Here is a 246-nt window from a genome sequence, read left to right as displayed (position 1 = left end):
TTTGTGATGATTCCTTTTTCCATTAATTTTCCGTTCAGTACGATTAAAAATGTAAACCCCTCTATATTTCTCGTTTTTGAGTATGTCATGAATACTATTCTTACCAAACGGTCTACCTGTCTGTGTTTTGTAGCCTTCCTGGTTTAATTTATTTATTATTTCGCTATATCCTTTTCCAGCAGCATACATTTCAAAGATTGTTCGTACAATCTGAGCTTCTTGTTCGTTAATTATATATGTCTTATC

Annotated in this window: 1 protein-coding gene; it reads right to left on the bottom strand. The window is 32.1% G+C overall.

What is annotated here, in order from left to right; translation table 11 throughout:
• The coding region (locus tag UU7_RS18065; protein ID WP_193385100.1) for a recombinase family protein at positions 1-246 on the bottom strand (246 nt) is incomplete at both ends.

The sequence above is a fragment of the Rhodanobacter spathiphylli B39 genome (assembly GCF_000264295.1).
GTDB lineage: Bacteria > Pseudomonadota > Gammaproteobacteria > Xanthomonadales > Rhodanobacteraceae > Rhodanobacter > Rhodanobacter spathiphylli.
This window is presented reverse-complemented; position numbering and strand designations above follow the sequence as displayed.